Origin of the sequence: Sporofaciens sp. SGI.106 (genome assembly GCF_050314255.1) — a bacterium.
Taxonomy (GTDB): Bacteria; Bacillota; Clostridia; order Lachnospirales; family Lachnospiraceae; genus Claveliimonas.
Genome location: NZ_JBNPMZ010000042.1, coordinates 1 through 2,490, shown reverse-complemented (window position 1 = coordinate 2,490; position 2,490 = coordinate 1). Strand labels below are relative to the sequence as shown.

Annotated in this window: 2 protein-coding genes; both read left to right on the top strand. The window is 40.5% G+C overall.

Annotation, left to right across the window (positions count from 1 at the left end; translation table 11 throughout):
* Window positions 1-154: 154 nt before the first annotated feature.
* On the top strand, window positions 155-1,636 hold the full coding sequence (gene istA / locus ACQRCC_RS15440) for an IS21 family transposase (RefSeq protein ID WP_427851634.1): 1,482 nt from the start codon (window positions 155-157) through the stop codon (window positions 1,634-1,636).
* Window positions 1,633-2,415: an IS21-like element helper ATPase IstB gene (gene istB / locus ACQRCC_RS15435; protein WP_427851633.1), complete on the top strand. Its 783-nt coding sequence runs from the start codon at window positions 1,633-1,635 to the stop codon at window positions 2,413-2,415. Before istA ends, istB begins: the two co-directional genes overlap by 4 nt.
* Window positions 2,416-2,490 lie beyond the last annotated feature (75 nt).

Below are 2,490 nucleotides of genomic sequence, written 5' to 3'. Positions count from 1 at the left end.
TGTATATAGTAAAATAAAAGTACCTCAAATCGGAAAGTAAAATTCCCAAATATCGGATTGGGAATTTCCCAAAATAAAGCAGGACATCTTGAACCACTTAACCAATACCATTATCCTTTGGTAGAGACCAATCTATTCAAAGGAGGAAAGGAAGATGCTCAAAATGTCCCAGATCAATCATATCAGAGATTTAAGCAAATGTGGATACAATGTTTCTGAAATTCATAGGAAAACAGGGGCTGACCACAAAACAATTGAAAAATATCTTGCAAAGGAGGACTTTTCAGAAGAACCTCCTAAACGAAAAATACGAAAATCCATCCTCGATCCGTACAAACCGTTTATTCATGAATGGATAGAAGAAGATAAAAATCATTGGAGCAAACAACATCATACTGCAAAACGAATCTATGACCGGCTTGTAGCAGAGGAGGGATATACCGGAAGCTATGACACAATCCGCAAATATATCCATGGAATCAGGAAAGACAGACAACAGAAAGCAACGCAGGAACTTGTATGGCTTCCGGGATTTGCACAAGTCGATTTTGGGGAAGCAGATTTTTATGAGGAAAATATCTGCAGACGCAGAAAATATCTTGTCCTTTCATTTCCATATAGTAATGATGGATATGCACAGGTATTTGGTGGCGAGACTGCTGAATGTGTATGCCAGGGTCTACAGGATATTTTCGAATACATAGGCGGTGTACCCGAAGAATTGGTCTTTGACAATGCAACCGGTGTAGGCCGTAAGATTCATGATAAAGTTGTGGAAACGGAATTATTTTCCCGGTTTCGTGCCCACTATGGTTTTCGGATTCGTTTTTGTAATCCCAAATCAGGATGGGAAAAAGGAAACGTGGAAAACAAAGTAGGTACGATACGAAGAAATATTTTTGTCCCGATCCCCCATTACCACGATATGGTCAGCTATAATAAACAGCTTCTGGATGAACATTTGAAGAAAGCTGCTGAAATGCACTACAAAAAGGGAGAGGTCATTGCGGAACTATTTGAAGAGGACAAACGTCATTTTTCTTCCCTGCCATCAAAACGCTTCAATGTATGCAGATATGATGAATTTAAGTGTGATGGGTATGGAAAAATCTGTATGGAAGGCAAACATTTCTATTCTACAAAACCAGAAAATCATGGTGAGAAAGTATGGGTCGGTATCAGGGCACATTTCGTTGAAATACTCAATCCAGATGGGACGATACTTATACGCCACAAGCGGGAATACGGTGACGCAAGGACAGATACCTCTGATTACAGCACAACACTAGAAGTACTCTCCCGGAATTCCGGGGCATGGAGAAACAGCGGTGTCCGGGCAGATGCATCTGAGATATTGCGTGATTATCTGGATTCCTTACCAAAACCGGAATTAAAGGCAGGATTACGGCTACTAAACGAAGTTGCTCATGAGTATGGCTATGAAGCCTCTTTAAAAGCAATGGAAATGGCTGTGGAGAATGGAAATGTCAATAAAAGTGATGTTACTGTTCTGGCTGCTCGTATTACAGGTTATGGAATTGAAACACCGCCGGAAAACGGACCAAACCTAAGTATATATGATGAACTGTTTATTTATAGTCAAAATACGTTATCTGAGGAGGTGCATGCATCATGATCACAGCAAAGCAACAGGCAGAAACAGATCAGGCAATCATGGAAGCCTGCAAAAAACTATTTTTCACTACAGCGATTCCTGAAATGTGTAAAACAGAAGGAACCCCCAGGCAGATAGAGTATCTTAAAGATGCTCTGCTGCGTGAGCTGGCCAGGCGTGAAGAAAACAAAAAGACAAGGCTTATCAAGCGTGCACGCTTTCCTGTTTACAAAGCATTTGATGGGTATTCATATAAACAGGTTCAGCTTCCACCAGCACTCACAAAAGAAGAACTGGAAAATGTCGGTTTTATAAACCAGAAGCAGAACCTTGTGTTGTATGGACCTGTAGGAGTTGGGAAAACACATATGGCGATAGCTGCAGGTATCAAAGCCTGTATGTTGGGATATAAAACAAGATTTTATACGGTAACAGAGCTTGTGTTAAAACTCGCAGAAGCACGGAAGAATGGTACGCTTGAGCGACTTCGTAATGATCTGAACAATCAGGATCTGCTTATCCTTGACGAATGGGGATATGTACCAGTAGACAGAGACGGATCAGAGTTGTTGTTTCAGGTGATTTCAGACAGTTATGAAAGTAAAAGCATGATTTTAACTACAAATCTGGAATTCTCTAAATGGGGAGGCATATTTACTGATGAACAGATGGCTGCAGCAATGATTGATCGTCTGGTACATCATGGACATTTGATTCTCTTTTCAGGGAAGAGCTACAGAATGGAACACGCACTTATGCGACAGACTGCGTCACAATCATATGAAAATGTTTCCTGCTGATATATGGGAATATCCCATTCCTAAAGTTGGGAATTTTTCTTTCCGATTTTTGGGAAAAACACTTGACGAAATACA